Raw genomic sequence first — 21764 nt, 5'->3', positions numbered from 1 at the left:
GCGTTTGCGCGCCGCTTTGCATCCTCCTAGGACATCCCGCCATGGATAGCCTCGTAACGACCGAATGGCTGGCCCGGGCCGACAATGTGCTGGTGCTGGACGCGACCTATACCTCGACGATCCCCGGATCGCCGCCGCGCGATCCCCGCGCGGAGTTCGAGGCCGAGCATATCGCCGGCGCGCGCTTCCTCGATCTCGATACGCTGATCGACGAGACCAGCCCGCTGCCCTCGACCGTGCCGACCGTCGCCAAGATCGCCGAGCGGCTACGCGCGCTGGGCGCGGATACCGAGACGCAGATCGTGCTCTACGACAATGGCCCGCACCACACCTCGTGCCGGGCCTGGTGGGTGCTGCGGCTCGCCGGCGTCGATGTCGCGCTGCTCGATGGCGGCATGGCCAAGTGGAAGGCCGAGGGGCGGGTCTGCGAGGAAGGCCTGCCATGGACCGAGCCGGGCGGCTTCGTGGTCCGCCCGCCACGTTCGCGCGTCCGCACGCTCGACGAGATGAAGGCCGAGACCGGGCAGATCGCTGATGCCCGCTCGGCGGCGCGCTTCACCGGCGACGAGGTGGATCCGCGCGCTGAAGTGGCGGCCGGGCATATCCCGGGATCGCGCAACGTCCCCTATCCCAAGTTCTTCAATGCCGACGGCACCTGGAAGACACCCGAGCATATCCGCGCGGTGTTCGAGGAGCATGGCATCGACCTGGGCCGGCCGCTGGTGACCACCTGCGGATCGGGGATCACCGCGGCGATCCTGGCGTTCGGCGCGCACCTGCTCGACAACGAGGCCGCACTTTATGACGGCAGCTGGACCGAATGGGGTAGCCGTCCCGAGACGGCCAAGGCATTGGGCCCGGCATGAGCAGCGAAAAGCACGACAAGACCAAGGTCGTTTCCGCCGGGCGGCGCAAGGAATGGACGCAGGGCATCGTCAACCCGCCGGTGTGGCGCGCCTCGACGATCCTCTATGACGATGTCGCGCATCTGCGGGCGAGCGGCGCGCGCGATACGCATCACCGGCTGTTCTACGGCCGGCGCGGGACGCCGACCCAATGGTCGCTGGCGGACGCGCTGACCGAGCTGGAGCCGGGCGCCGAGGCCACCCTGCTCTATCCGTCGGGCGTGGCGGCGATCGTCTCGACGCTGCTCGCGCTGCTGTCGCCGGGCGATCACCTGCTGGTGCCCGACAGCGCCTATGACCCCACCCGCAACTTCGCCAACGGGCTGCTCAGGCGGATCGGGGTGGAGACGACCTATTACGACCCGCTGATCGGCGAGGGCATCGCGGCCCTGTGCCGCGAGAACACCAAGGTGATCCTGCTCGAGAGCCCCGGCAGCCTGACATTCGAGGTGCAGGACGTGCCGGCGATCGTCGCGGTGGCGAAGGATCGCGGAATCGCCACGGTGCTCGACAATACCTGGGCGACGCCGCTGCTGTTCCCGGCGATCCAGCTGGGCGTGGACTATACGATCCTGGCGGCGACCAAATATGTCGTCGGCCATTCCGACGTGATGCTGGGGTCGGTCACCGCGGCGCAGGGCAGGTACCAGGCGCTGCGCGACACGACATACCAGCTGGGCCAGACGGCAAGCCCGGACGATGCCTGGCTCGGCGCGCGCGGCCTCAGGACCATGGCGATCCGGCTCGAGCAGCATGGCCGCGCCGCGCTGCAGATCGCCGAGTGGCTCAAGACCCGGCCCGAAGTGGCGCGGGTGCTCCACCCGGCGCTGCCAGATTGCCCGGGGCACGAGATCTTCCTGCGCGATTTCCGCGGCGCGTCGGGGCTGTTCTCCTTCGTGCTGGACGGTGGCGGCGAGAAGGAGCGCGCGGCGCTGATCGACACGCTCGAGCATTTCGGTATCGGCTATAGCTGGGGCGGCTATGAGAGCCTGGCGCTGCCGGTAGACCCGCAGCGCTTCCGCACCGCGACCGAGTGGAAGGCCGAGGGGCCGGTGGTCCGTCTGCAGATCGGGCTCGAGGATCCGGACGACCTGATCGCGGACCTCGACCGCGGCCTCGCCGCATTCCGGGCGGCACGCGGATGATGCAGCGCTTCGGCGACTGGCTGGCGGGGCACAATCTGCCCTCGCCACCCGAGCTCACCGAAGCGGGGGTTGCCGTCGGCCTGGTCGTCGCGGCGCTCGGACTGGGCTGGATCGCCGGGCGCAGGATCGGGCCGCGGATCGCCGAATACTGGTCGCGCGACGCCGATCACGGGCCGTTGTTCAGCGGGCGGATCTGCGAGGTACTGCGCTACGGCGTCGCCACGCTGCTGCTGGGCGTCGTCCTGGCCGGCTGGGCCTGGCACCCGCTCGCCGCACTGGGGCTGGGGCTGGTCACCGGGACGACCGCGGCGATGTTCGCGGTGGCGGTGCTGCGCGGGCTGCACATGCCGCGCTCGGTCGCCTGGACCGCGGCCGCGATCGCCTTTGCCGCGATCTTCAGCCACGCGATCGGCGGGTTCGCCGCGACGCGCGAGACGCTGGAGCGGGTCGGCATCGACATCGGCACGCGGCGGCTGACGCTGCTCTCGCTGCTCAGCATCGGGGTGACCGTGCTGACCCTGTTCGCCGGCGTGCGGCTGTTCAACCGCATCCTCACCCAGTGGATTGCCGGCGCGCGCGGCTTCGACCCAACCCAGAAGCTGCTGTTCCAGAAACTGGCGGCGATCGCGACGGTGGTGATCGCCTTCTTCGTCGGCATCGACCTGCTCGGCATCGACCTGACCGCCTTCGCGGTCTTCTCCGGCGCCTTCGGCCTCGCCATCGGCTTCGGGCTGCAGAAGACGATCGGTAACCTGATCGCCGGGATCATCCTGCTGATGGACCGCTCGATCAAGCCGGGCGACGTGATCGTGGTGGGGGACAGCTTCGGCTGGGTGAACAAGATCGGCGTGCGCGCGGTCAGCGTAGTCACCCGCGACGGCAAGGAGCATCTGATCCCGAACGAGATCCTGATGACCCAGGAAGTGGAGAACTGGTCGTATACTGACCGCAACGTCCGCGTCCGCATCCCGGTGACCGTGTCGTACGACTGCGACCTCAAGCTCGCCCAGGAGCTGATGCTGCGCGCCGCCAAGGAAAGCCCGCGCGCACTCAACGACCCGCCGACCAATGTCCGCCTCTCCGCCTTCGGCGAGAGCGGGGTGGAGCACGAGATCCTCACCTGGATCAGCGATCCCGAGAGCGGCGTTGGCAACGTGAAGAGCGACGTGCTCAACCGGCTCTGGGCGATGTTCAAGGAACACGGCATCGCGCTGGCGCTGCCACAGCGCGAGGTGCGGCTGCTCGGGCACGACGAGAAGCAACCTTAGGCCATTGCCCTGGATGGGGGGCCGTCCCTATCTTGCCTGCGTGCCCGCCTCGTCCGTGACCGCCCGCATCGCCGATGGAGTCAGCTCGATCCTGCCGGGCGACTGGGACGCGTGTGCGGGCAACCGCAATCCCTTTGTAAGCCATGCCTTCCTGTCGATCCTCGAGCGCTCGGGATCGGTGAACCCGCGCGCGGGCTGGCAGTCGCTGCCGATCGTGATCGAGGATGGCCAAGGCCGCCCCGCCGCGATCGCGCCCGCCTATGCCAAGAGCCACAGCCAGGGCGAATATGTGTTCGACCATGCCTGGGCCGATGCCTGGGAGCAGGCCGGCGGCCAATATTATCCCAAGCTCCAGATCGCCGTGCCCTTCACCCCGGTGCCCGGACCACGCCTGCTGCTGCGCGACGGGGCGCTGGCGCCGGGACTGATCGCAGGCATCGAGGCAGTTACCGACCAGAACCGTCTGTCCTCGGCGCACGTGACCTTCCTCGACGACGCGCAGCTGCCGCTGTTCGAGCAGGCAGGCTGGCTGGTGCGCGCCGGCACCCAGTTCCACTGGGCGAACGAGGGCTATGCCAATTTCGATGACTTCCTCGGCGCGCTCGCCAGCCGCAAGCGCAAGGCGATCCGCAAGGAACGCGCTGCCGCGATCTACGGCCTGGAGATCCGCCACCTGAGCGGTGCCGAGATTACCGACGCGCATTGGGACGCGTTCTGGAACTTCTACCAGGACACCGGCAGCCGCAAATGGGGCCGCCCCTATCTGACTCGCAGCTTCTTCACCCTGCTCGGCCGCGAGATGGCCGACAAGGTGTTGCTGATCTTCGCCTGCCGCGACGGCGTGCCGATCGCCGGCGCGCTCAACCTGATCGGCGCCGACACGCTCTATGGCCGCTATTGGGGCTGCACCGAGGAAGTGCCCTTCCTCCATTTCGAGCTCTGCTATTACCAGGCGATCGACGCCGCGATCGAACGCGGATTGCAGCGCGTCGAGGCCGGGGCGCAGGGCGAGCACAAGCTGGCGCGCGGCTATTCGCCGGTCACCACCTGGTCGGCGCATTACCTGCCCGATCCGGGCTTCCGCCGCGCCGTGGCCGACTATCTCGAGCGCGAGCGCGAGGCCGTGGCGCAGGAACAGGAATATCTCGGCGAGATGACGCCCTTCCGGCGGGGTGCTTGAGACAAATCGAGATTCAGTCTGCCGAATAGCTATCTCGCTCCCCGGCGAGCGCCGGGGAATCGCAATGGCTGAATGCCGTATGCCCTAGTGTTTTGCCTTCTTGTGCTTCGCCGCCTTGTGCGTCGGGCTGGGCGACGGCGTAGGCTCAGGCGTCGGCACCGGCGATTCGATCGGTTCGGGCACCGGGCTCGCCTCGGGATCGGGTAGGCGGCTTTCGCCGCCATGGCCTTCGCGCAGGATGATGTCGCGTTCCCAGCGCGGCACCGGCAGCTCGCCGGGCTTGATCACCGGCGCCGGCACCGAATGATCGATCTTGAACAGCGCGCTGGCGCCGTCGCGCCATAGCGGGATCAGGCCCTGCTCGAAGCGCGGATCATAGTTCGGCGTCTCGATCATCCAGACATAGTCGAACGCATCGCGCGGGAAGCGGGCCAGCGCCCAGGCGACCGGACGCCAATATTCGCGCGGGCACTGCACGTCGGTGACGATCTGCGAGGGATCATGGGCGAAGCGCTTGGCCGCTTCGTAGCGCACAGTGAGCAACTGGCCGCCGGCCATCGACCATTGGTCGTTGGTATAGGCGAGCTTGCGCTCCAGCGCGAGCGCGGGGACGTGCTGGAGGCGGGTCTGCTTCCACTCGTAGCGGCAGGTCTCGCCGACAAAGGTGATCAGGCGGGCGCCCTGCGGCAGATGCTCGAGCGCCTTCAGTTCGCGATCATAGGTGCCGCTGTAGAGCAGGAAGCTCCAGGTCGTCGCACCGATGCGGACGCAGAAGAACGCCATGCCGAGTGCCGCGACGGTGGCGGCGCCACGGATCGACAGGCCGGGCTTGGGCCGGATCGCGAGGATGCCGATCGCCAGCAGGAACGGCACCAGGCGCATGTCCGCATAGGCCGAGCCGAACACGACGCGCGGCAGCAGCGCATAGACCAGGGTCAGGAAGATCGCGGACAGCGCGAGGTTGCGCGAATATTGGATGTTCGGATCGCGCACCGCCTTGAACAGCAGCAGGAACAGCACGCCGACCGAGGCGAGGTCGAACAGCTGCCAGCGATCGCGGAAGACCTGGGTGATCCAGAGCATCTTCGCGCGCCAGTTGAACATGTCGAAGGTCTGGCCCGAGACATGGTCGCCCGAGCGCCACAGAACCATCATCACGGCGGGCGGGACGAGCACGATGCACTGCAGGCCGGCAAAGAAGCAGGGAAGGATCCAGCCGCCGACGATATCCTTGTACCAGGGCAGCTCCGGATTGCGGCGCAGATCGTGCTGGCGGATCAGCTCGGCCGAGAAGGCGAGCACGCCGAGCAGGCCCCAGCCATAGGTGTGGCAGACCCAGATCAGCACCGAGACCGGCACGAACACCAGCGTGCGGAAGGTGAACTTGCCGAGCCGCGCCAGCCGCAGCCACCAGCCGAAGGCGAGCAGCGCGAACGCCATCGACAGCGCGAAATTGACGAAGCCGAAATGGAAGGGGAAGGCATAGGCGAGCGGCAGCGCGAACAATGCGGTCGCCGGGATCCGGCCATGCACTTCGCGTGCAATCCACAGCATGCCCGCCACGGTCATCGCCGGAATCGCGACGACGATGATCTTCACCGCCAGCTCGAGCCCGAAGACATAATGGAGCGGGATGACCAGCAGGTCGACGCCCAGATTGCCCATCAGGCTCCAGCGGAAGTCGTACCATTCCTGGAGGAAGGGATATTGGTCATAGGTGAACTGGACACGGTAGCGCCCCATGTGACCCGGCAGATCGACCAGCGGAGGGATGGTCGGCCAGATCAGCGGAATAATGGCTATGAAGGTGCAGAGCGCCACGAACCATCGTGTCTGCCACCATTGCAACGCGTCGCCCCTGTCCATCGTGGCTCTTTAGGCCGAGCATGGCCGTGCCTACAAGCCAGTCTTGTCCATGAATCCGATGGGAATCAGCGGTGCACCCGGTAGAGATGGTCGGTGCCGTCGCTCCAGACCTCCGAAAGCTCGGCCAGCACGCGCGGATCATCGATCTGCGGTTCGATCAGCCAGACATAGTCGAACCGGCCGCGCGGCAGCCCGGCGAGCGCACCGCGCAGGTCGCGCAGTCCCGCTCCCGTTGCGCAGGGCCGGTTGGTGATCATCTCCGACGGATCCACCGCATAGCCCTTCACCCCCGGGGCGATGACATGCATCAGCCCGGTCGAGCCGAGGTCGAACTGGTCATTGGCGAACGCGCCGCGGCGGACCACGACCATGCTCGGCAGGTGGTTCTTGCGGAACAGCGCCCAGGGCGGCTTGCAATTGTTGGTGACGAAGCCGGCGACGCGGCTACCATAAGGGATGTGCTCGACCGCGGCGAGGTGGCGATCCCAGTCGCGCGCCTCGATCGTCATGCTGGTGAAGGTGCCGGCGATGCGGATCAGGCAGAAGACCAGGCCGATCATCGCCATCCGGCGCAGATCGTGCCGGCCCGCCTCGGCGCGCGGCACCACCGCGAGCAGCGCCATCATCACGCCATAGGGTGCCAGCCGGGCATCGGCATAGGCGGTGCCGAACGGCATCACGACAAAGGCGGCGCACAGACCGAGCGTCACCACGCCCAGCTGCGGCGCGAACCGCCATTTGGGCGAGCGGGCGGCGTGGTAGAGCAGCAGGCCGATCGTCGCGACCGAGGCGACGTCGAACCATTCCCAGCGATCGCGCAGCACCATGCCGATCCAGCCGGGCTTGAGCCGGAAGCTCTCCAGCCAGTCGCTGGTGCCGGCGCCGTCGCCGGGGGTCCAGCGCAGCAGCATGACGAAGGGAAGTGCGAGCGGCAGGCAGTTCAGGCCGGCCCACCAGATCGCCGCGATCCAGCCGCGCCCGGCGGCACGCTCGCGCATCAGGTCGGACAGGAAGGCGAAGCAGCCGAGCACCAGCCAGCCGAACAGGTGCGCCCCCCAGATGAGCCAGGCGATCGGCACGAACAACGCGGCACGCAGGCGGAAGCGCTGCTGGCGGCCGAGGCGCAGCCACAAGGCGAAGGCGTTGAGCGCCAGCGCCATGGCCAGCGTGTAGTTCAGGAAGCCGTAGAGAAAGATCATGCTGTAGGCGAGCGGCAGCGCGAACAGCGCCGCGGGCTGCACCCGGCCATGCGCCTCGCGCGAGACCCACAATAGGCCCGCCACGGTGAGCATCGGGATGGCGACGACGATCAGCTTCACCGCCGGCTCGAGCCCGAGCAAGGGCGCGAGCAGGTACACCAGCACATCGACGCCGAGATAGCCGATCGCGCGCCAGTGGAACTCGTACCATTGGTTGAGCGTCGCGGCGTCGGTGCCGAGCATCACCCGGTAGCGGGCCATATGGCCCGGCAGGTCGAGCAGCGGCGGCAGGCTCGGCCAGAGCAGTGGCACGGCAGCAGCCAGGATCGCGGCGAGCGCGAACCAGCGGGTCTGCCACCATTCCAGTTCGGGCCGTTCCATGTCGATCAATGCCGCTTGCCGATCCGGTAGATGCGCGGTGCGTCGCCCTTGTCGAGCGGCACCAGCCATTCGGGGATTACCCCGCGGCCAAGCTGCGCGGCAAGGCTCTCGGGCTGGGCGGATTTCGCCATATGGTCGAGGTCGCCGGGGCAGAAGGCGACATAGTCGACGCCCCATGCACGGGCGATCGCTTCGGACTGGGCAGGCTGGCGCATGAAGAAGTCGTACATGGCACGGTTCCCCTGGTTGTTGCGGTGATAGGGTGCGGCGATCACGCGGTGCGGCGTCGCGGCGAGAGCATAGGCACCGAGATCGAGCGGTGTGAGCAGGCGGCCGGGCGGAAGCGCGGCGAGCCGGGCAAGCGCATCGGGCGCGGTGCAGTTCGGGCCGGGTTCGACTTTCGGCGGGAAGAGCGCGGCGGCGGCGATCGGATAGAGGATGCCGGTGGCAGCGATCCAGGCACCGGCCAGCGCCAGGGCGTTGCGCGCGCGGGCCGCGGTGATCGTCACCGCCAGCGCGGGAGCCGCGAGCAGCGCGCCGGCATAGGCGCCGCGGAGCTGGAGCAGGGTGATCGCGAGGCTGGCCAGCTGGAGCGCGACGAGCAGCCACCAACCCGGGCTGCGAGACTTCCAGGCGATGCGGGCGCTGGCGAGAAGGCCGACCAGCGCAAGGCCGGCATAGGCGATGGCGTTGGCCGGCGGGGCCGCGAACAGGGGCTGCGCCTCGCCGACCTCGGCCAGCCAGAGCCGGGCAAGCAGCGGATCGACCGCGCCATAGGGGTGGAGGCATTGGGGGGCGAACGCCAACATCGCGACCAGGACGAACAGGCCGGCAATACCAGTGGCGATCAACCGTGCGCGCAGGCTGCGCGGAGCGGATATGGCAAACAGAGCGAGGCCGAGCGGCGCCAGTGCGGCGCACTGGGCGGCGCGCCAGAGCAGGCCGGTGAAGCCGTCACAGGCGAAAACATTCCAGCCGCTGGTGCGGAATACCACCCCCGCCCCGACCAGCGCGAGCGGCAGGACAAGGCCGAAGCCAAACAGGCGGCTGCCAGCACCGGGAGCGTCCGTGACCCATAGGATCACCATTGCGGCGCCGGCCACCGCGAGCAGCGGCACCGTCTCCAAACCGACGACCAGTGATGCGGTGATCGCCAGGGCCGCGATCATGCCGGCGCGGAAGCTTCCGGTGCCGAGCAGGGCATGGACCAGCAGCAAGAGCAGCACCATCTGCAGCGCATGGTGATCGATGCGACCGGGCATGAACAGACTGATCGCCGGATAAGCCAGGGCAGCAAGCAGGATCGCGGTGGCCGACGGCGCGCCGAGGCGCCGGGCGATCGCGCCCGTCAGCACCAGCGCGGCGAAGAACAACAGGGCGGGCGAAACGGTGAGCGCCGCCAGCGTCGCGGCGTGCGCGCCCAGCAGCGGGGTGAGCGCGAGAATCAGCGCGGCGGGCACCAGGTCGGCGAGCCGCGACCAGTGCATCTCCAGCCCGGGCGCGGCGCCTAGGCGATGCTGGGCGAGATCGGCGAATGCCTGGCCGCCGAGCCAGTCGCGAACTTGTTGGAGCCGGACCATGTCGTCGGTATCGGGCAGGCGCAGCGCGGCGAGATCCTGCCAGTCGCGCAGCGCCCAGGCCACACCCAGCACCATAGTCAGCAGCAGCGCGACGCACAGGTCGCGCCACACTGCTCGATGCGGGCTCGTTTCCATGCCCGCACGCTAGGCCGTTTTGGTTAATCGCGCGTTAGAAGCCGCTTCCGGGCCTCACGCGATCCGCACCTTGCCGATCCGGTTGATGCCCAGCTCGCTGAACCAGATGTCGCCGTCCGGCCCCTGGACGATCCGGTGCATCACCGTGCCGCGCGACGGCGCGCGATAATAGCGGATGTCGACACCGCTCAGGTCGCCCTTCTCGGCATGGAGGATGTCGGCGGAGAGGCGAACGATATAATCGTCGGCCACCGGCCCGCTCGGTGGCGGGCTAACATATTGCTGGACCCAGAGATTGCCCTGATCGTCAAAGGCCAGCCCCGCCAGGATGGCGTTCGCCGCAGTGAGCGGCACCGGGAATTCGGTGATCGATCCGTCCGCCTCGACCCGGCCGACCTTGCCGCCGGCTTCCTCGCTGAACCACATGCGACCATCCGGCCCCGGAACGATCGCGATCGGGCGGCTGTTGGCGGTGGGAATGGCGATCTCGACCGGCGCACCGCCCTCCGCCGGGATGCGCGCGATCCTGCTGCTGGTCAGCTCGGTGCACCACATCGCGCCGTCCGGCGCCGCGGCGAGATAGATCGGCACCGCACCCAGAGTCGGCAGCGCATAATGGCGCACTTCGAAGCTGTGCGGATCGACGCGGCCCACCGTGTTGGTGAGCTTGCCGGTAAACCAAAGCGCACCGTCCAACCCGATGCCGAGCCCGTGCGGACGCGTGTTGATCGGCGGATCGATGCCGGGGCCGTGGAGGCGGACATCGACGAGCCGGACGATGCTGCCGTCCGGATCGATCCGGGCGAGCTGGCCATGCCCTTCGAACGTCACCCAGAGCTGCCCGTGGAGATCGAACTTGATGCCGTGCGGCAGGCTGCCCTTCGGCATGGCGAAATAGGTTGCCTGCCCGTCGAGCGTCACCCGGGCGATGTGGTCGTAATTCTGGCCCGAGACCCAGAACACCTCGCCACCATGCCGCTGGTCATAGACCAGCTCATGCGTCGAACCGCCGCCCTCGACACAGCAATGGGTGGAATCGGCGGCGGCGCAGCCGCTGGTCGGCGCGGCCCCGGGCCAGGCCAGCGGATATTCGATCACCTGTCCGGCGACGCACGGCGTCGTATCGATCGCCGCACCGTGATCCATGTGATCCATGCCGTGATGCATCGACATGTCGTGCATAGCCGTTCCCCCTGAAAGTCGCGGAGGAAGCTATGCCTGGCCCTATGATCGCACAATGCGCGGCCATCGGGAGAAGCATCGGTTTCGGCAATATCGCGGCCGTCAGCGCGACACGATCCAACGGCCATCGCGGAAGCGATACAGATTCGGCGAGATGCAGCGCTGCTGGCTGGCGCAATCCTCGCGCACCGTCTGCTTGAACTGCTCTAGCCGGGGTCCGTCGGGCATGCGGGCGACGAAGACCATGTCGTCCGCGACGACGGTGACGAACAACTCGGGTCCGGCGACATCGGCGATGGCACGCCAGGCCTTGGTGTCGGCAAGCAACGTGGCGAGATAGGGCTGCTCCGCGAAGAGGACCGGGTTCTGCGCCATGGCGGAAGGGCTGGGCAGCGCGGGAAGCCCAGCTCGGGTCTGCTGCCAGGCGCGCGCCCAGGCCTGACCGCGGGTGAGCTTGAGCGTGCCGAGCGCCTCTGGCGGCACCGTCGATACGCTGTCCGGGGCGTTGGACACCAGCACCGCGAACAGATCCTCGCCGATCGGCTCCGCGACGATCGCCGGGACGTGCCGCACATATTGCGCGTCGCGCACAGCGATCCGCAACGATTCCGGAGTCGGCGCCGGCGGCATCGGGTTCCGCAGAACCTTGTCGAGGAATTCGGTCCGCACCGCCGTGCAATCCGCGGCCGGAGCGTGGCGGCAATAGCCATAGATGCGATGGAAGTTTAGCGTGCTCTCGGCCCGGCCGCCGCCCTTGAGAGATACCGACAGCGGATCATCGCGCTGCACGACGGTGACGCCGGGCACCCGCTGCTGAATCTGCCGGATCATCTCGGCAACGAAGCGATGCTTTTCGCTGACCTGAGCACTGCATCCCGTGCCGGAGAGCAAGGCGCCGCACGCCCCCAAAATCGCCGTCCGCCGCCTGATCTCCATCTCGCTTCCCCTCGAATCGATGAGAACAAAGCGATAACAGAATGCCGCCGGAACGGACGGGAACCATGTCCGAACCGGACATAGTTACGGCGGGCGCACCAAGGCGCCCGCCGCATATTGGGATCAGCCCTCGCGGCGACCCAGCAGGCGCAGGCGGAGCGCGTTGAGCTTGATGAAGCCCGCCGCATCGCGCTGGTCGTACGCGCCCTGGTCGTCCTCGAAGGTCACGACCTTCTCCGAGTACAGGCTGTACGGCGACTTACGGCCGGTGACGTTCACGCTGCCCTTGTAGAGCTTGAGGCGGACGGTGCCGGTGACCTTTTCCTGGCTATAGTCGATCGCGGCCTGGAGCATCTCGCGCTCCGGCGCGAACCAGAAGCCGTTATAGATCAGCTCGGCATAGCGCGGTGCCAGCTCGTCCTTGAGGTGCGCGGCGCCGCGATCGAGGGTGATCTGCTCGATGCCACGGTGCGCGAGGTGATAGATGGTGCCACCCGGCGTCTCGTACATGCCGCGCGACTTCATGCCGACGAAGCGGTTCTCGACCAGGTCGAGACGGCCGATGCCGTGCTTGCGGCCGAGCTCGTTGAGCGCGGTGAGCAGGGTGGCCGGGCTCATCGCCACGCCGTTCAGCGCCACGCCGTCGCCACGCTCGAAATCGATCGTGATGACTTCCGGCTCGTTCGGCGCGTCTTCCGGGTTCACCGTGCGCGAATAGACATAGTCGGGCACTTCCTCCCACGGATCCTCGAGCACCTTGCCCTCGGACGAGGTGTGGAGAAGGTTCGCGTCGGTCGAGAAGGGCGATTCGCCGCGCTTGTCCTTGGCGACCGGGATCTGGTGCTTCTCGGCGAACTCGATCAGCTTGGTGCGGCTGGTCAGGTCCCACTCGCGCCAGGGCGCGATCACCTTGATGTCCGGATTGAGCGCGTAATAGCCGAGCTCGAAGCGGACCTGGTCATTGCCCTTGCCGGTGGCGCCGTGGCTGACCGCGTCGGCGTTCACCAGCTTGGCGATCTCGATCTGGCGCTTGGCGATCAGCGGGCGCGCGATCGAGGTGCCGAGGAGATACAGGCCCTCATAGAGCGCGTTGGCGCGCATCATCGGGAAGACGAAGTCCTTGACGAACTCCTCGCGCAGATCGTCAATGAAGATGTGCTCGGGCTTCACGCCGGCCATCTCGGCCTTTTTGCGCGCCGGCTCGAGCTCCTCGCCCTGGCCAAGGTCGGCCGTGAAGGTCACGACCTCGCACTGATATTCCTGCTGGAGCCATTTCAGGATCACGCTCGTGTCCAGGCCGCCCGAATAGGCGAGCACGACGCGGTTGATCTTGTCTGACATGGGCGACTCCGAAGGATGTGCGGGAAAACCGGGGCGCTCTAGGGTCCATGCGCCGCTTCCGCAAGTTTTGTGGCTGGGGCATGCTCTACGGATACGACTCGGGAGGGGAAGACGCGCCCATGGCTGTATTGCTGCCGCTGCTATTCCTGGCTGCGACGCCCTGCCCCCGCGGCGAGCGGATCATGACCTGGCAGGGCATGACAATGCGCCGCCACGAAGCCCCCGAGGGGATGGACGGCGTCACGATTTCCTTTTGCCGCGCCGGGGGCCTCGTCCGCCGGTTCGATCAACCGGACGCCCTGCTGGGATGGGTTCAAGGTGCTCGACCTGGATGGCGACGGACAACCGGAGCTGGCCAGCAGCTATTGGACAGGCGGCGCGCATTGCTGCTTCACGCAGGTCGTTTTCCGCACCAACGGCAAGGGCGGTGTGATCGCGACCCGGCTGGCGCAGGAGGACTATGGGGAATCGAGCTGGCGCCGCCTGCCCGGATATCCGCGCCCGGTGATGCTGCTCTACGACTTCAGCTCGGCCTATGCCTTTGGCGGCTTCGCGGAGACCGTGACGATGCCCTATGTGGTCGAGATCGGACCGCAGGGCTTCCGCCTTGCCGCGCAATTGATGCAGGCGCGCGAGCCTGGCTGGGGACCGGCGGCATTGCGGGACGGCCCTGCGGCCTGGGCCAGTTTCCTGCGCCGCAATGATGGCAACGATACCCGGCTGGCCAGAGTCCAGGCGCCCGAGAAGCGGCTGGAAGCGCTACACCGGCTCGTGAAGGATGATCCGGGCAAAGGGGTGCTGCTCCGCGCCGCCGAGGAGCATATCAAGCTCTACTGCTATTATGATGCCCGGTGCGACGTGCCGAGCCTGATCCGCGCGATCGAAGGGCCACGACCCGGCATGCTGGGTGGCTTCCCGGAGCTGGTGAAAACGATGCGGGAATCGAACATCAGCAAGCTGCGCCGTGCGCCGGCAGGCTGGCGATAGGAGACGGGCAATGGCCGAGATCAAGACCAGGGCGACGGAAGTGAAGGTGGCGGATTTCATCGCCGCGGTGCCCGATCCCGTGCGCCGCGCCGATGCGGAGACCGTCTGCGAGATGCTGCGGTGGCTGACCGGCGAGGAACCCAGAATGTGGGGGCCGACGATCATCGGCTTCGGCAGCTACCGCTACACCTATGACAGCGGCCATTCGGGCGAGATGTGCCGGATCGGCTTCTCGCCGCGCAAGGCGGAGACAGTGCTCTATGTGCTGACCGGCCAGCCCGAGCAGGAACCGTTGCTCGCGAGGCTGGGCAAGCACCGGACCGGCAAGAGCTGCCTCTATGTCCGCAAGCTCGCCGATGTGGACCTGGCGGTGCTGGAGGAGATCACCCGCACCGCCATTGCCCATATGGACGTGACCTACCCCGCCTGACCGGCCTGACGGAGGGTCACCTTGTGCGGCTCGTGCAGCGCGCGCTCGCCCTCGAACATGTAATCGCGGGTGAGCGGCAACGCGTCGCGCGAGCGCGAGAATTGCAGCTGGTAGTTGACCAGGCCGCCATATTGGAAGCTGACATGGCAGCCGGCCAGGTAGAAGCACCACATCCGGTAGAAGCGCTCGTCGTACAGGCCGACGATCGCATCACGCGAGGCGACGGCGCGCTCGTACCAGTGCCGTAGCGTCTCGGCATAATGAAGGCGCAGCACCTCCACATCGGTCATGAAGTAGCGCAGCCCCTCATAGCCCTTGGCGATCTCGGAAAGCGCCGGGATATAGCCGCCGGGGAAGATGTACTTGAGCGTGAACGCATCGGTGACGCCGGGGCCGCCGGCGCGGCCGATCGTGTGGAGCAGCATCACGCCTTCCGGCGTCAGCAGCTCGCGCACCTTGCGGAAGAAGGTGCGGTAATGCGGCGTACCGACATGCTCGAACATGCCGACCGAAACGATCCGGTCGAACTGGCCGCTGAGGTTGCGATAGTCGATCAGCTCGAACTTCACCTTGTCCGCCACGCCCGCATCGAGCGCGCGCTGGCGAGCGACCTTGAGCTGTTCCTCGGACAAAGTGACGCCCAGCATCTCGGCGCCGGTCTTCTGGTGGATGTAGAGCGCCATGCCGCCCCAGCCGCAGCCGATGTCGAGCACCTTCATGCCCGGCCCGATCGCCAGCTTGGCGACGATGTGCGCCTTCTTGTCGAGCTGGGCCTGCTCGAGGCTGATGCCCGGCCCACTGAAATAGGCGCAGCTATATTGGCGATCGGTATCGAGAAAGAGATCGTAGAGCTTGCCCGACAGGTCGTAATGATGCGCGACGTTCTTCTTAGAACGGTGCTGCATGTTGATCCGCCCGATGCGGAACATCAGCTTGTCCAGCACCGCCTTGAAGGCGCTGGGCGACAGGGCCGAGCTATTGTCCTCCCAGAGATTGTTCGCGGCGAACAGCACCACCATGTCGAAGATGTCGCCATGTTCGATGACCATGTCGCCGTCCATGAACGACTCGGCGGCACCGAGCGAAGGATCGCGCAGGATGCGACGCACCGCGCGCGCTCCGAAACGGACCGTTACCGGCTTGAGTGTGGCGTCCGGTTCACCGAAAACCCGTTGCGTGCCATCCGCGTGGATGACGGTCAGTTGTCCGCGCTTGATTGCGCGTGCGAAAAAACGATCAATCAACGCCATTTAGCCGTCACCACCATCCAGGGTTAACAGCCCCCCATAAGCACCTTAGGGATGTACGGGATTTCCGCAATATTTCCGCACCTGCGAAGAATCCGACACAATCAGATGCCGGCGTACCATTCATAGCCGGCGATATCCTCCCAGAAGCCGCCCTTGCCCCGGCCGATTCCGGCCAGGCTGGCCACCGCTTCGATGCGCATGACGTATTTTGCGTGCTTGTAGCCGAGCTGGCGCTCGACCCGCAGCCGCAGCGGCGCGCCATGCCCCACGCCCAGCGGCTGGTCGTTCATCGACCAGGCGAGGATGGTCTGGGGATGGAAGGCATCGATCAGGTCGATCGATTCGTAATAGGGGATATGGCGCTGGCCGAAGACATCGGCGCAGTGGAAGACGATGTAGCGGACGCCGTCCCTGAGGCCGGCGAGGCGGAGCACCTCCTCCAGCCGCGGCCCCTGCCATTTGCCGATCGCGCTCCAGCCCTCGACACAATCGTGGCGGGTGATCTGGGCGCGCTGGGGCAGCGAGCGGAGCTGGGCGAGGCTGAGCGACAGCGGTTGCCGGACCATCCCGCCCACCTGCAGCCGCCAGTCGGCGAAGCGATTGGCGGCGAGGGCGTTGTACTCGGGCGTGTTCGGATTGTTGGTGCCGTTGGTGCGGAAGCGTGGGCTGCGCTGCTCGGGACGGAACTCGGCGGCGAGCGCGCCGCGGCCGACCACCGCGCGCTGGAGATAGCGATGCGCTTCGTCGGCATCGAGCAGCACCGGGCTGCCCGTCCAGGCATCGCAGCCGGCGAGCAGGGTCGCACCGCCGGAGACGATCAGGCCTCGCCGGGTGATCATGCCGCTTCCTCCAGGTCCTCGGGCGTCTTCCACCAGCCGGTGATCATCGAGCGAACCTCGTTGACGGGACCGGCGAGGATCACCAGCGTCAAATGCACCACCGTGAACAGGCTGAGCAGCGCCATCGCGATGAAATGGAGCGAGCGCGCCGATTGCCGGCCGCCGAACATGTCGGCCAGCCAGGGCCACATGCCGGGTGCGAGCGCGAGGCCGGTGAAGATCAACAGGGGCAGCAGGATGAAGAGCACCCCGGCATAACTGGCCTTCTGGAAGATGTTGTACGCCTTCGGATCGGCGGGATCGTGGAAGCGCAGCTGCCAGTGTGCCTCGAGATCCTGCGCGAGATGCGCCGGCGCCAGCTCGGCCCTGCGGATGCGCAGGTCTCGCTGGATGTGGCGGTTGAGCAGGCTCCAGGACAGATAGACCAGCAGCGAGAAGGCAAGCACCAGCGCGAAGGCCAGGTGCCAGTGCCGCGCGCCGGCCAGGTCATAGCTGGAAGGCAGGGTCAGCCAGCCGGGCCATTGCGGCAGCTTGAGCCAGGCATGGTCGAAGTTCGCGCCGTAATTGCCCCAGTAGAGCCGGGGATGGGCGTTGAAGATCATCAGCCCGCTGGGGATCATCACCAGCACGGCAAGCGCGTTGAGCCAGTGCCAGAGGCGCGTGATCAGCCGGTGGCGATAGACCTGCATGGTCCCTCCCTAGCGCATCATCCGTAAGCGCGCATGAAGAAGACAATGGTGGTGCCCGCGGTCACCAGCAAGGTCCATATCCGCACCAGCCGGTGCGAGAGCTTCTTGCCGACCCAGGCGCCGAGCCAGCCGCCCAGGATCCCGCCGAGCAGCATCGGCAGGCAGGCGGTCCAGCGCACCATGCCCATGCCGACGAAGATGAAGGCCGCCGCGAAATTGGCGACGGCGAGCATCAGCGTGCGGATCGAGAAGAGCGAGCGCGGGTCAGCCGCTGCCAGCAGGCCGTAGACCGCAGTGGTGATCAGCCCCACCCCGCCGCCGAAATAGCCGCCATAGACGCCCAGCAGGCTCTGCGCGGTCACCAGGGTGCGCGGGCCGATGGTGACGCGGGCGTGCAGCCAGTCAGAGGCGCGCTTGCCGAAGAGCATCACCACCAGCGCGAACAGCAGCAGCCAGGGGATGATGAGGTCGAAGGCGCGGGTGGGCGTGAGCACCAGCAGCGTGCTCCCGACCAGCCCGCCGGCAAAGGTGATCCCGGCCAGCACGCGCACCGGCATGCCGCCGACCGGGGCCAGCTCGTCGCGATAGGCCCAGGCGCTCGCGCCTGCACCGGGGAGCAGCGCGACATTCGAAGTGGCGTTGGCGATGTTCGAGAGCAGGCCGAGCGCGATCAGCGCGGGCAGGGTCGCGAAGGTACCGCCCCCCGCCAGCGCGTTCATCGCGCCACCCAGCGTGCCGGCCACGGCGGCGAGGATCAGGTCGGAAAGGTCCAGCACAGGGCCCCCTTCCCGTGACGGTCGACGCTTGTCGAGGAGTTTCTAGGGCTGGAGCGGCAGATGCCAGTGCAGCGCGTCCGCCGCCTGAGTGCGGACAAAGCCATGGCGCGCGAAGAAACGGCCCGCCTCGGGATTATCGGCCAGCGTCTCGAGGCGAAGCGCGGACAGGCCCTGTTCGCCAGCCCAGGCCCGGGCTTCGCCGAGCAAGCATTGGCCCACACCCTGGCCGCGCCGGACGCGATCGATCTCGATGCGGCGCACTTCAGCCGAATCGCCGTCGCGGGTGCAGGCGATGTAGCCCGCGACCTGGCCATCGACCCGGGCCAGCGCCAGCATCCGTGCCGCGCGGGGCACCGCGAAGGCGTTGTCGAAGGGATAGGCCCTGCCCGACGGGTCAAAGGCGAAATCGCAACCGGCAAGCCATGCCGGATCGAGCGTCGCGACCCGTTCGATCGCGACGCTGGAACTCAACCGAGCGCCGCCATCTTTTCCTCGGCCTCGCGGTCGAGCTGGGCGCGGCTCTTCTTCTCGGCCGCGGTCTTGAGCTGGCCGCAGGCGGCGTCGATGTCGCGGCCGCGCGGGGTGCGGACCGGCGCCGAGATGCCTGCCTCGAAGATGATGTTCGAGAAGGCACGGACACGCTCGGGCGTCGAGGTGTCATAGGGCGCGCCGGGCCAGGGATTGAACGGGATCAGGTTCACCTTGGCGGGCAGATCATACTTCTTGAGCAGGCGGACCAGCTCACGCGCCTCGGCATCGCTGTCGTTCTTGTCCTTGAGCATCACATATTCGAAGGTGATGCGACGGGCATTGTTGGCGCCGGGATAATCGGCGCAGGCCTGGAGCAGCTCCTCGATGCCGTACTTCCTGTTCAGGGGCACGATCTCGTCGCGGACTTCCTTGGTGACCGCGTGGAGCGACACCGCGAGGTTCACGCCGATCTCCTCGCCGGCGCGGGCCATCATCGGCACCACCCCCGAGGTCGACAGGGTGATGCGGCGCTTCGACAGCGCCAGGCCGTCGCCGTCCATGACGATCGACAGACCATCGCGGACATTGTCGAAATTGTAGAGCGGCTCGCCCATGCCCATCATCACGATGTTGGTGAGCATGCGGCCCTCGGGCTGGCTCGGCCATTCGCCGAGCGCGTCGCGCGCCAGCATCACCTGGCTGACGATCTCGCCGGCGGTGAGGTTGCGCACCAGCCGCATCGTGCCGGTGTGGCAGAAGCGGCAGTTGAGCGTGCAGCCGACCTGCGAGGAGACGCAGAGCGTGCCGCGGTCCGCATCGGGGATGAAGACCATCTCGTAATCCTGGCCGTCCGCCGAGCGGAGCAGCCACTTGCGCGTGCCGTCGGTGGAGACCTGCGCCTCGACCACTTCGGGGCGGCCGATCACGAACCGCTCTTCCAGCCACGGGTGCTGCGCCTTGGCGATATCGGTCATCGCCGAGAATTCGGTGGCGCCGCGATTGTAGATCCAGTGCCAGATCTGCTTGGAGCGCAGCTTGGCCTGCTTGGGCTCGAGCCCGGCATCGGCGAGCACCGCGCGCATCTGGTCGCGGGTGAGGCCGATCAGGTCGGTACGGCCGTCCTCGCGCACCACCGCGGGGCGGGGCACGGGCACGGGATCGATGTGCCCGGGAATGGGCATGGGCGCGGCCGAGGCTGTCTGCATGGCCGCGCACATAGTCGATCTCGCGCGATTATTCCAGTGACCCCAGCCCCTTGAGCGTGACCCGCAGCGATTCGACCAGATCGGTGCGGGGTTCCTCGCCGAGGAAGGCGACCAGCTCGCGATTGTCCAGGCGCATGGGGTGGCGCCAGAAGGGGCGCATTTCCAGCAGCTCGCGGATCGTCGGATTGAAGGGCGCGGCGAGCGGGAGCAGGGCCCAGGGGAGCGGCCTGGCCCTGACCTGGCGGCCGAGCGCGGCGCCGATGGCGGCCACCAGCGCGGTGCCGTCGCCGTCCCAATGACCGGCGAAATGATAGCGGGCGAAGCGGGGAAGCTCGGCCTCGCGATCGAGCAGACGGGCGAAAGTCTCCGCTACGTCAGGGAGATAGGCCCAGGCGTGCCCCGCGCCCTTGCTGCCCGGATAGGTGACTGCGCCGACCGGCTTTCCGGGGGTAATCATGCCCTGGGAAAGCCAGCCATTGCCGGGCCGGGGACCATAATAGTCGCCGGCGCGCAGGATCAGCGCGCGCGCCCCCGAATCCTCGATTCGCGCCTCCATCGCCTTGCGAATCAGCCCCTTGCGGGTGGCCGGTTCCTGGGGCGAGTCGACCCGGGCGACCGGCTGTGCCGCGGGGTCGTAATTGTAGATCGTCCCCGGCAGGGCGAGCCGGGCATCATTGACCCAGGCGGCCTCGATGCTGCTCTCGATCATCGGCAGGACCAGCTTGCCCCAGTCGCGATAGCCCGGCGGATTGACCGCATGGACCAGCGCATCGACGCCCTTGGCCGCGGCCAGCACGTCCGCCCGGATCATCGCATCCCCTTCGAACCATGTGATATTCGGGTCGAGCCCAGGGCGCAGGCCGCGGACCAGCCCACGCACCTTCCAGCCATGCGCGAGCAGCGCCCGGGCGGTCTCGCCGCCTACCCCACCGGTCGGGCCGAGCACCAAAGCCGTCCTGTCCATTCCGTCCTCCATTGCTGCCAATGGTTGCGGGAGTGACCGAATCGGACCCTGAAGAAAATTGTCGAACCTTTGCATGTCGCCTATATAAAATTGATGAGTGAGGTGGATTGGGAGCAGCAGCGCGCCTTTCTGGCGGTGCTGGAGACGGGGAGCCTGTCGGGCGCGGCGCGACATCTGAACGTTGCGCAACCGACGGTTCGGACGCGGATATTGGCACTGGAGGCCGCGCTGGGCACGGCGCTGTTCACCCGATCGCCCGGCGGGCTCACCCCCACGGAGAGGGGACAGGCGCTGCACGAGCATGCCCGCGCCATGGCACTCGCTTCGGACGCTTTTGTTCGCACTGCCTCCGCCGCGCCCGACGAAGTGGCCGGCACGGTGCGGATCACCGCCAGCGAAGTGATCGCGGTGGAGGTTCTTCCCGCCATCCTGCGCGAGGTGCAGCGCCAACATCCGCGGCTGGTGATTGCGCTGAGCCCCAGCAACCGCAACGAGGACGTGCTGCGCCGCGAGGCCGATGTCGCGGTGCGGATGGTGCCGCCGAAGCAGGAAGCGCTGGTCGCCAGGCGCATCGGCGCGGTGCCGCTGGGTGTGCATGCCCACCCCGATTACCTGGCCGGACGACCCTTCCCCACAGGCTTCGAGGACCTGGCCGGGCACCGGCTGATCGGCCCCGAACGCGACTCGGCGATGCTTCGCCAGGTGCAGGAAGCAAACTTCCCCGTACGAATCGCCGACTTCAGCTTCCGCGCCGAAAGCGACCATGCCCAGCTCGCCGCGATCCGCGCGGGACTGGGAATCGGGGTGTGCCAGGTACCGATCGGCGCGCGCAACGGACTGGTCCGTCTCCTTCCGGACTTCGAACTTCCCCTCGAAACCTGGGTGGTCTGCCATGAGGATCTGCGCGGGTTGGCACGGGTGCGGACGGTGTTCGACGCGCTCGTAACCGGTCTCAGGACCTATCTCGGCTAGCCCCGCACAGGCCACGACACACCGCGCTTTGCTTGCGGCCATGCATCCCGGGACCCCAGCCTT

20 protein-coding genes are annotated in these 21764 nt (G+C 67.3%); 7 read left to right on the top strand and 13 right to left on the bottom strand.

What is annotated here, in order from left to right; all coding sequences use genetic code 11:
• The first annotated feature begins 41 nt into the window (after positions 1–41).
• The 4 genes from O3305_RS17600 to O3305_RS17585 are packed head-to-tail and all read left to right on the top strand — an operon-like array spanning position 42 to position 4498.
• On the top strand, positions 42–866 hold the full coding sequence (locus tag O3305_RS17600) for a sulfurtransferase (protein WP_269573694.1): 825 nt from the start codon (positions 42–44) through the stop codon (positions 864–866).
• On the top strand, positions 863–2050 hold the full coding sequence (gene metC / locus O3305_RS17595; protein WP_269573693.1) for a cystathionine beta-lyase: 1188 nt from the start codon (positions 863–865) through the stop codon (positions 2048–2050). The genes O3305_RS17600 and metC overlap by 4 nt, the downstream gene beginning before the upstream one ends.
• Positions 2047–3318 carry a mechanosensitive ion channel family protein gene (locus O3305_RS17590; RefSeq protein ID WP_269573692.1) on the top strand — a complete coding sequence of 424 codons (1272 nt, stop codon included), beginning with the start codon at positions 2047–2049 and terminating at the stop codon, positions 3316–3318. Before metC ends, O3305_RS17590 begins: the two co-directional genes overlap by 4 nt.
• Positions 3319–3358: 40 nt before the next feature.
• The gene (locus tag O3305_RS17585; RefSeq protein WP_269573691.1) at positions 3359–4498 is read left to right on the top strand and encodes a GNAT family N-acetyltransferase; all 1140 of its coding nucleotides are present in this window, start codon (positions 3359–3361) and stop codon (positions 4496–4498) included.
• 84 nt (positions 4499–4582) lie between these two features.
• Here O3305_RS17585 and O3305_RS17580 read toward each other — a convergent pair whose 3' ends face one another.
• The 6 genes from O3305_RS17580 to O3305_RS17555 form a co-directional block, all read right to left on the bottom strand.
• A complete protein-coding gene (locus O3305_RS17580; protein ID WP_269573690.1) occupies positions 4583–6364 on the bottom strand; it encodes a hypothetical protein in 1782 nt (593 codons plus the stop codon).
• A gap of 65 nt (positions 6365–6429) precedes the next feature.
• The gene (locus O3305_RS17575) at positions 6430–7944 is read right to left on the bottom strand and encodes a hypothetical protein (RefSeq protein WP_269573689.1); all 1515 of its coding nucleotides are present in this window, start codon (positions 7942–7944) and stop codon (positions 6430–6432) included.
• A 5-nt stretch (positions 7945–7949) separates the two neighbouring features.
• Positions 7950–9659, bottom strand: coding sequence for a hypothetical protein (locus tag O3305_RS17570; RefSeq protein WP_269573688.1), 1710 nt, complete (start codon positions 9657–9659; stop codon positions 7950–7952).
• 54 nt (positions 9660–9713) lie between these two features.
• Positions 9714–10841, bottom strand: coding sequence for a Vgb family protein (locus O3305_RS17565; protein WP_269573687.1), 1128 nt, complete (start codon positions 10839–10841; stop codon positions 9714–9716).
• 102 nt (positions 10842–10943) lie between these two features.
• Positions 10944–11672 (bottom strand): hypothetical protein, encoded by a 729-nt coding sequence (locus O3305_RS17560; RefSeq protein WP_269573686.1) that lies wholly within the window; start codon positions 11670–11672, stop codon positions 10944–10946.
• Positions 11673–11900: 228 nt separating this feature from the next.
• Positions 11901–13118: an argininosuccinate synthase gene (locus O3305_RS17555; protein WP_184162124.1), complete on the bottom strand. Its 1218-nt coding sequence runs from the start codon at positions 13116–13118 to the stop codon at positions 11901–11903.
• A 318-nt stretch (positions 13119–13436) separates the two neighbouring features.
• On the opposite strand from O3305_RS17555, the gene O3305_RS17550 reads away from it, so the two are divergent.
• Both O3305_RS17550 and O3305_RS17545 read left to right on the top strand, forming a co-directional pair.
• Positions 13437–14105, top strand: coding sequence for a hypothetical protein (locus O3305_RS17550; protein WP_269573685.1), 669 nt, complete (start codon positions 13437–13439; stop codon positions 14103–14105).
• A gap of 10 nt (positions 14106–14115) precedes the next feature.
• Positions 14116–14535 carry a DUF1801 domain-containing protein gene (locus O3305_RS17545; RefSeq protein ID WP_269573684.1) on the top strand — a complete coding sequence of 140 codons (420 nt, stop codon included), beginning with the start codon at positions 14116–14118 and terminating at the stop codon, positions 14533–14535.
• On the opposite strand, the gene O3305_RS17540 is transcribed toward O3305_RS17545, so the two are convergent.
• The 7 genes from O3305_RS17540 to O3305_RS17510 form a co-directional block, all read right to left on the bottom strand.
• A complete protein-coding gene (locus O3305_RS17540) occupies positions 14523–15785 on the bottom strand; it encodes an SAM-dependent methyltransferase (protein WP_269573683.1) in 1263 nt (420 codons plus the stop codon). The two genes, O3305_RS17545 and O3305_RS17540, sit on opposite strands and share 13 nt — an antisense overlap.
• Before the next feature lie 101 nt (positions 15786–15886).
• On the bottom strand, positions 15887–16624 hold the full coding sequence (locus O3305_RS17535; protein WP_269573682.1) for a molybdopterin-binding protein: 738 nt from the start codon (positions 16622–16624) through the stop codon (positions 15887–15889).
• The gene (locus O3305_RS17530; RefSeq protein WP_269573681.1) at positions 16621–17313 is read right to left on the bottom strand and encodes a cytochrome b/b6 domain-containing protein; all 693 of its coding nucleotides are present in this window, start codon (positions 17311–17313) and stop codon (positions 16621–16623) included. The genes O3305_RS17535 and O3305_RS17530 overlap by 4 nt, the downstream gene beginning before the upstream one ends.
• Positions 17314–17330: 17 nt before the next feature.
• Entirely contained in the window at positions 17331–18089 is a 759-nt protein-coding gene (locus O3305_RS17525; RefSeq protein ID WP_269573680.1) for a sulfite exporter TauE/SafE family protein, read from the bottom strand.
• Between the two features lie 42 nt (positions 18090–18131).
• Positions 18132–18560 (bottom strand): GNAT family N-acetyltransferase, encoded by a 429-nt coding sequence (locus tag O3305_RS17520; RefSeq protein ID WP_269573679.1) that lies wholly within the window; start codon positions 18558–18560, stop codon positions 18132–18134.
• Positions 18557–19765, bottom strand: a complete 1209-nt coding sequence (rlmN, locus tag O3305_RS17515) for a dual-specificity RNA methyltransferase RlmN (protein WP_269573678.1) — start codon at positions 19763–19765, stop codon at positions 18557–18559. Before rlmN ends, O3305_RS17520 begins: the two co-directional genes overlap by 4 nt.
• Before the next feature lie 28 nt (positions 19766–19793).
• Entirely contained in the window at positions 19794–20729 is a 936-nt protein-coding gene (locus O3305_RS17510; RefSeq protein WP_269573677.1) for an NAD-dependent epimerase/dehydratase family protein, read from the bottom strand.
• Between the two features lie 93 nt (positions 20730–20822).
• Here O3305_RS17510 and O3305_RS17505 point away from each other — a divergent pair, with 93 nt between their 5' ends.
• A complete protein-coding gene (locus O3305_RS17505; protein WP_269573676.1) occupies positions 20823–21701 on the top strand; it encodes a LysR family transcriptional regulator in 879 nt (292 codons plus the stop codon).
• The last annotated feature ends 63 nt before the right edge of the window (positions 21702–21764 follow it).

It is taken from the genome of Sphingomonas sp. NIBR02145, from assembly GCF_027359115.1.
In the GTDB taxonomy this organism is placed as follows: Bacteria; Pseudomonadota; Alphaproteobacteria; order Sphingomonadales; family Sphingomonadaceae; genus Sphingomonas; species Sphingomonas kyeonggiensis_A.
This window is presented reverse-complemented; position numbering and strand designations above follow the sequence as displayed.

What these genes read in the sequence shown, in the direction of transcription:
- metC (WP_269573693.1), top strand. Translation starts at nt 863, where the DNA reads ATGAGCAGCGAAAAGCACGACAAGACCAAGGTCGTTTCCGCCGGGCGG.
- O3305_RS17540 (WP_269573683.1), bottom strand. Translation starts at nt 15,785, where the DNA reads ATGGCGTTGATTGATCGTTTTTTCGCACGCGCAATCAAGCGCGGACAA.
- O3305_RS17510 (WP_269573677.1), bottom strand. Translation starts at nt 20,729, where the DNA reads ATGGACAGGACGGCTTTGGTGCTCGGCCCGACCGGTGGGGTAGGCGGC.
- O3305_RS17530 (WP_269573681.1), bottom strand. Translation starts at nt 17,313, where the DNA reads ATGCAGGTCTATCGCCACCGGCTGATCACGCGCCTCTGGCACTGGCTC.
- O3305_RS17560 (WP_269573686.1), bottom strand. Translation starts at nt 11,672, where the DNA reads ATGATCCGGCAGATTCAGCAGCGGGTGCCCGGCGTCACCGTCGTGCAG.
- O3305_RS17570 (WP_269573688.1), bottom strand. Translation starts at nt 9,659, where the DNA reads ATGGAAACGAGCCCGCATCGAGCAGTGTGGCGCGACCTGTGCGTCGCG.
- O3305_RS17545 (WP_269573684.1), top strand. Translation starts at nt 14,116, where the DNA reads ATGGCCGAGATCAAGACCAGGGCGACGGAAGTGAAGGTGGCGGATTTC.
- O3305_RS17555 (WP_184162124.1), bottom strand. Translation starts at nt 13,118, where the DNA reads ATGTCAGACAAGATCAACCGCGTCGTGCTCGCCTATTCGGGCGGCCTG.
- O3305_RS17565 (WP_269573687.1), bottom strand. Translation starts at nt 10,841, where the DNA reads ATGCACGACATGTCGATGCATCACGGCATGGATCACATGGATCACGGT.
- O3305_RS17580 (WP_269573690.1), bottom strand. Translation starts at nt 6,364, where the DNA reads ATGGACAGGGGCGACGCGTTGCAATGGTGGCAGACACGATGGTTCGTG.
- O3305_RS17535 (WP_269573682.1), bottom strand. Translation starts at nt 16,624, where the DNA reads ATGATCACCCGGCGAGGCCTGATCGTCTCCGGCGGTGCGACCCTGCTC.
- O3305_RS17600 (WP_269573694.1), top strand. Translation starts at nt 42, where the DNA reads ATGGATAGCCTCGTAACGACCGAATGGCTGGCCCGGGCCGACAATGTG.
- rlmN (WP_269573678.1), bottom strand. Translation starts at nt 19,765, where the DNA reads ATGCAGACAGCCTCGGCCGCGCCCATGCCCATTCCCGGGCACATCGAT.
- O3305_RS17590 (WP_269573692.1), top strand. Translation starts at nt 2,047, where the DNA reads ATGATGCAGCGCTTCGGCGACTGGCTGGCGGGGCACAATCTGCCCTCG.
- O3305_RS17505 (WP_269573676.1), top strand. Translation starts at nt 20,823, where the DNA reads ATGAGTGAGGTGGATTGGGAGCAGCAGCGCGCCTTTCTGGCGGTGCTG.
- O3305_RS17575 (WP_269573689.1), bottom strand. Translation starts at nt 7,944, where the DNA reads ATGGAACGGCCCGAACTGGAATGGTGGCAGACCCGCTGGTTCGCGCTC.